This is a genomic window from Rhizobium sp. 01T417, assembly GCF_056398905.1.
The window spans coordinates 85,469-91,468 of record NZ_JBFTQH010000023.1; the positions used below are offsets into that span (position 1 = coordinate 85,469).

Annotated in this window: 4 protein-coding genes and 1 pseudogene; 2 read left to right on the plus strand and 3 right to left on the minus strand. The window is 60.7% G+C overall.

What is annotated here, in order from left to right; genetic code table 11:
• Positions 1 to 63 precede the first annotated feature (63 nt).
• On the plus strand, positions 64 to 972 hold the full coding sequence (rpoH, locus tag AC1DPR_RS21275; protein WP_018117284.1) for an RNA polymerase sigma factor RpoH: 909 nt from the start codon (positions 64 to 66) through the stop codon (positions 970 to 972).
• 73 nt (positions 973 to 1,045) lie between these two features.
• Here rpoH and AC1DPR_RS21280 read toward each other — a convergent pair whose 3' ends face one another.
• Complete coding sequence (locus AC1DPR_RS21280) at positions 1,046 to 3,385, minus strand: ribonuclease E domain-containing protein (RefSeq protein ID WP_113470939.1); 2,340 nt, start codon at positions 3,383 to 3,385, stop codon at positions 1,046 to 1,048.
• 60 nt (positions 3,386 to 3,445) lie between these two features.
• Entirely contained in the window at positions 3,446 to 4,741 is a 1,296-nt protein-coding gene (locus tag AC1DPR_RS21285; RefSeq protein WP_018117286.1) for an adenylosuccinate synthase, read from the minus strand.
• A 197-nt stretch (positions 4,742 to 4,938) separates the two neighbouring features.
• Here AC1DPR_RS21285 and AC1DPR_RS21290 point away from each other — a divergent pair, with 197 nt between their 5' ends.
• Positions 4,939 to 5,856, plus strand: a complete 918-nt coding sequence (locus AC1DPR_RS21290; RefSeq protein WP_113470940.1) for a DMT family transporter — start codon at positions 4,939 to 4,941, stop codon at positions 5,854 to 5,856.
• Here the strand turns inward: AC1DPR_RS21290 and AC1DPR_RS21295 are convergent.
• Positions 5,853 to 6,000 (minus strand): annotated as a pseudogene (locus AC1DPR_RS21295) (IS481 family transposase); the annotation flags it as partial. The gene AC1DPR_RS21290 and the pseudogene AC1DPR_RS21295 sit on opposite strands and share 4 nt — an antisense overlap.

The window sequence follows — 6,000 nt, forward strand, 5'->3', positions numbered from 1 at the left end:
GTTTGCCTTTCGACGCAGGGGCGCGTTCCATTGGGAACCGGAATTCAGATAGGAGGGTGCTTTATGGCCCGAAATAACTTGCCGTCCATTACCGCCGGCGAAAACGGTCTCAATCGCTATCTCGACGAAATCCGCAAATTTCCGATGCTGGAGCCGCAGCAGGAATACATGCTGGCGAAGCGCTATGCGGAACACGGCGATCGCGAAGCGGCACACAAACTCGTCACCAGCCACCTGCGCCTCGTTGCGAAGATCGCAATGGGCTACCGCGGCTATGGCCTACCAATCGGCGAAGTCGTCTCTGAAGGCAATGTCGGCCTGATGCAGGCCGTCAAGAAGTTCGATCCGGAGCGCGGCTTCCGTCTTGCCACCTATGCCATGTGGTGGATCAAGGCCTCAATCCAGGAATACATCCTGCGTTCGTGGTCTCTGGTGAAGATGGGTACGACCGCCAACCAGAAGCGGCTGTTCTTCAATCTGCGTCGCCTCAAGGGCCGTATCCAGGCCATTGACGATGGCGACCTGAAGCCGGAACACGTTGCTGAGATCGCCACCAAGCTGAACGTCTCCGAGGAGGAGGTCGTTTCGATGAACCGTCGCCTTTCCGGCGATGCCTCGTTGAACGCACCGATCAAGGCCTCGGAAGGCGAATCTGGTCAATGGCAGGATTGGCTCGTCGACGACCATGACAGCCAGGAAGAGGTTCTTATCGAACAGGATGAGCTCGACACGCGCCGCCGCATGCTGGCGAAGGCGATGAGCGTTCTGAACGACCGCGAGCGCCGTATCTTCGAGGCACGTCGCCTCGCGGAAGATCCGGTGACCCTGGAAGACCTCTCGTCCGAATTCGACATTAGCCGCGAACGCGTTCGTCAGATCGAGGTCCGCGCCTTCGAAAAGGTCCAGGATGCCGTCCGCAAGGACGCTCTCGAACGCGCCAAGGCCGTTCGCGTGGTCGAAGCGACCGCGTAACGCCATTGCAATTTCAAATCAAAAAGGGCGGGACCGATGGTCCCGCCCTTTCTTTTATCCATTCGACAGGCGCTTATTGGCTGGTCGATACATCGCCAAAAGCAGCCCATTCCTTGATCGCGGCGTTGAACGCCTCGCCGCCCGTAGTACCCTTCTGCATCGTCAGAAGCGCGCGGCGACCATTGCGGTAGGTGATCGGCATATCGATCCAGTCGCGGCTTGAAAGGAGATCGAGGTTCGCCTTGCGCGCATCCGGATAGTCGTTCAGCGCGATCATGTGGAAATCGTCGGTGATCTTTGCCGGAACGGCAATCAGGGCGTCGCCCCGATCCTGTTCGGTTCGCTTCATCGAGATACGCTGAACGCTCTCGATAGCGCCACCTTCAAAGTTCGGCGGCAGCGAGAAAACCACCTCGACGATGTGGCTGGCCGGCAGCGACGCATCGGAATTGCGCTTGAAGGTAAGCTGCGCCGACAGATTGCGTTCTGGAACAGTCACGGTCCCCTGTACGGTCGCTTCCTGCCTGCCATCCGGGCCTGTCTCGTGCTGAAGACTCCAGACGACCGAGCCCTGGATGGCGGTCGGTGAACTCTGACCGATCCGCTCTTCGTACAGGAACATCTTCTCGGAGGAGCCGACCGGCGCAGCTTGCGTGGCTCCAGCCGCCGGCGGCGTCGTCGCGGGTGCGGTGGCAGCCGGGACGGCAGGTGTCGTCGAGGTCGCGGGCGGCGTCGGATCCGCTGCAGCAACGTTCTGCTCGGCTACCGACTTTCCTTCCGCCGTAGGCGTTCCCGGAACGGAGGCCGGACCGTTGTCGACTTCGGTGCCATCGGCAAGAAGCCGCTGGTTGAACTTGTTGTTGACGGAAGCCCCGTCATTCAAGGACGCAACTTCCTTGTTTGCCTCAGCTGGCTTCGCATCGCTCCTCTGGGGCGCCGCATCCGGCTTGGCAGGCGTCTGCTCGTTCTTCGCGCTCTGCGAGGGAGCAGCGCTGACGAGGTTTTTCACCATTGACGACAGCGCGTCCCGATTGATCCAGGCAGCGTATCCGCCACCACCGACCACGCCAAGCGCAATGAGGATCGTCACGATGGAGCCAATGCCGAAGCGACGGCGCTTCGGCTCCATGCGCAGGTTCTTACCCTGGAACTTAGCAGCAACAGCACTGTCGAGATCGGCGGCCGGAATGCCATCATCATCTTCGGCAACCACGCCGCGGTTGTCGTATCCGCGAAGCGGCTTTGCCTCCTGCCAATTGGTTTCCGGTACAGCTTTTGCCGGCGTCCCATGAATTTCGGAGAAGAGATCGCCGTCATCGAAATGAGCGTTGATCGGAACTTTCTTGCCGTTTTCGATCGGTGGCAGATCGTCGAAGGCTGCGGCCTCCCAGGAGAAGCCCTCATTCGCGGCGGGCATCTTCACGCCGCCCGGCGTATGGTCGAATCCCGTGATGACGTCTTCAAACGCGCGCGCCGCTTCGTTGGCCGGAGCAACCGGCGCAGATTCCGAAAACTGCCTGAGTTCTTCGAGCGCCCAATCCGTCTGCGCATCCTTGGCCGGAGGTGCAGGCGTTTCCTCTACTGGCTCTGCCCACACCGGATCGAAATGCGCAGCGGCATCCGCTTGGAGCGGCTCCTCCTGGCTGCGATCCACGAATTCTTCCGGCGGACGATCCAGCCCATAGACGGGCTCGACAAGGCGATTGGTCAGGTCGTAGTCGCGAGCAATTGGCTGCAGAACCGGCTCTTCGTCGGGCGGCTCGGGCGGCTCGACAACAGGCTCCTCGACTGCGCCAACATACTCCTCGTGACCGTACTGCTCCTCGCGAGCGACGTCGTCTTCATGAGCGGCCTGCCAATGCTCGACAGGCTCGGCTTCCCCGACAGGAGCGCGCGGCTCTTCATGCTCCCAATGTGCGTCCTGCTGCGCGGTGTGTTCCTGTTCGGCAGCGACAGGCTCCTCATAATGAGACGTAGGTTCTTCGTGATAGGGCGCAGGCTCTTCGACCGGCTCTTCGTAGGCAGGCGCAGGTTCTTCGGCTGCCATCTGCTCTTCGTGAACCGGCGTTTCATGCGCCGGCTCCTCGACCACAGCTTCGCTGGCAACCGGTTCGGGAACGGCCGCTTCCGGCTCGTTGGCCGCTTCGGCGCTTGCCTCAACCTCAGGCTCGGCGGCTAGCGCTGCATCGTCGACCAGAACGGCTTCTGCGTGTTCGGCTTCGACTTCGCGGATTGCAGCTTCGAGTTTTTCAAGCTGCCGTTGCAGCATCGCTTCCGGTGGGCGCGGCTTCATATTCTCGAGCTGCCGCTGAACAGCACCGCGAGCACGCTCGTAGACTTTCACCCGCATCTCGGGAGTATTTTCAGACAGGCCGTCAACCGCCCGCCGGATAACTGCGATAAAATCCGCCATTCGTACTTTCTCTAAGAGTGCGGTCCGCCCTGCGAACCGCACAAATAATGACCCGCGACCTTAGTCCTCAAACGGATCGGTCACAAGTATCGTGTCGTCGCGCTCAGGACTTGTAGACAAGAGAGCGACGGGCGCCCCGATCAGTTCTTCGACCTGGCGAACATACTTGATTGCCTGGGCCGGCAGATCAGCCCAGCTGCGTGCGCCGACAGTCGATTCCTTCCAGCCTTCCAGCGTGATGTAGATCGGCTCTACGCGGGCCTGGGCAGCCTGGCTAGCCGGAAGATAATCGATCTCTTTGCCGTCAAGCTTGTAGGCGACGCAGATCTTCAGTTCGTCGAGACCGTCGAGAACGTCGAGCTTGGTTAGCGCGATGCCCGTGATGCCCGATGTCTTCACCGTCTGGCGGACCAGAACCGAATCGAACCAGCCGCAGCGGCGCGGACGACCGGTATTGACGCCGACTTCGCGACCAACTGTCGAAAGATGCTTGCCGATCTCATCGTTCAGTTCGCACGGGAACGGACCTTCGCCCACGCGCGTCGTGTAAGCCTTGGTGATGCCGAGAACATAGCCGATTGCCGTCGGGCCGAGACCCGAGCCGGCGGCGGCCTGACCGGCAACCGTGTTCGACGAGGTGACGAAGGGATAGGTGCCGTGGTCGTTGTCGAGCAGCGCACCCTGCGCACCTTCGAACAGGATGCGGGCACCGGCCTTGCGCTGGTCGTCGAGGATACGCCAGACCTGGTCGACATAAGGCAGAACCTGGTCGGCGACCTCGTTCAGTTCCTTCTCGAGCGATTCCACCGAAATCTCCGGCAGTCCGAGGCCGCGGCGCAGCGCATTGTGGTGCGTCAGCAGACGGTCGATCTTGGCCGGCAGCGCTTCCTTGTCGGCCAGGTCGATGGCGCGGATCGCGCGGCGACCGACCTTGTCTTCATAAGCCGGGCCGATGCCGCGGCGAGTGGTACCGATCTTGGTTCCGCTGTTGGAAGCCGCGTCTTCGCGGAAGCCATCGAGGTCGCGGTGCAGCGACAGGATCAGCGGTGCGTTGTCCGCGATGCGCAGCACCTCGGGCGTTACATTGACACCCTGCGCGCGCAGCTTCGCGACTTCGGCGACGAAATGATGCGGATCGACGACGACGCCATTGCCGATGACACTGAGTTTGCCGCGCACGAGGCCGGATGGCAGAAGGGCAAGCTTGTAGCTGACACCGTCGATGACCAGCGTGTGGCCCGCATTGTGTCCGCCCTGATAGCGCACGATCACATCGGCGCGTTCCGAAAGCCAATCGACAATCTTGCCTTTGCCTTCGTCACCCCATTGCGAACCGACTACAACTACGTTCGTCATTCACGTCTTCCTGTTAAAGGCGGATTTAACCGCACCCTTCTCAAACCCGCGCATCTATAAAGCTTTGTCACCGGGAAATCGACCCTGTTATGCCGCCGAAATCGGCTTTTTACGTGACAAATCAGCCATCATCGGGCTATTGGCCGATCATGTCCCAAGGTTGAGAACCACATCGCCGTCATCTGGAAGAATCGCCTGTGCAGGTCGCCGCTTATATTTCTCTCGTCGTCGCGGCACTATGCTGGGGCGGAAACGCGGTGGCAGGCAAGCTCGCGCTCGGGCACGTCAGCCCGATGACGCTGACGTTTCTGCGCTGGTTCCTTGCGACGGCACTCATTGCCGCCGTTTCCGTACCGCAATTGAAGCGCGACTGGCCGATCGTCCGCAAGAACCTGCCGCTGCTCTTCTTCTACGGCATCATCGGCTATACGCTTTTCAACGCGATGCTTTACTCGGCCGTCCAGTACACAACCGTGATCAATGTTGCGATCGAGCAGGCCGGGATCCCGATGCTGATCTTCCTGCTGAACTTCGTCTTCTTCCGCACAGGCGTTTCTACAGCACAGATAGTCGGCTTCGCCATGACGCTCGGCGGCGTCGCATTGACCGCCGCGCATGGTGACCTGACGACCCTGCTGCAGCTCGGTCTCAACCGTGGCGACGGCCTCATGCTGATCGCCGTAGCCGCCTATTCTGTCTACACGATTTTTCTACGCTGGAAACCGCCCCTTGATTGGCGCACGCTGATGGCGATCCCCGCCCTCGGCGCGACGCTGACAGCAGTGCCACTTCTCATCTGGGAGGGCACGCAAGGTGCTGTGCAATTGCCAGACAACAAGGGCTGGCTGATTGCCTTCTACACTGCCATCTTCGCGTCCCTGCTTGCCCAGATCCTCTATATCAAGGGCGTCGAGGCGATCGGTGCAAATCGCGCCGGGCTCTTCATCAACCTCGTGCCGGTCTTCGGAACGCTGTTGTCCGTGGCGCTGCTTGGCGAGCATCTTCAGCCGTTCCATGTGATCGCGCTTGCGCTCGCTTTGGGCGGCATTGCCATCGCCGAAAAAGGCCGTCCCCAGCGCGCAGTCTCGACCGTCCCCGCCTCGCCTATGGACTAGGTGTGTGGTCCCGGAATGAGATGGTGCGGATTGATTTTGAAGATTGACGGGTCCCTTGTCCAGGCGTTGCAGATTGCTTGATAGGGCGTTCGCCATCGGAGCGCCTTGAGGTGTTTGGCGAAGTTGTAAGCAGTGACGAAGGCC

Coding starts and splice junctions, on each gene's coding strand:
- AC1DPR_RS21285 (WP_018117286.1), bottom strand. CDS start 4,741: ATGACGAACGTAGTTGTAGTCGGTTCGCAATGGGGTGACGAAGGCAAA.
- rpoH (WP_018117284.1), top strand. CDS start 64: ATGGCCCGAAATAACTTGCCGTCCATTACCGCCGGCGAAAACGGTCTC.
- AC1DPR_RS21280 (WP_113470939.1), bottom strand. CDS start 3,385: ATGGCGGATTTTATCGCAGTTATCCGGCGGGCGGTTGACGGCCTGTCT.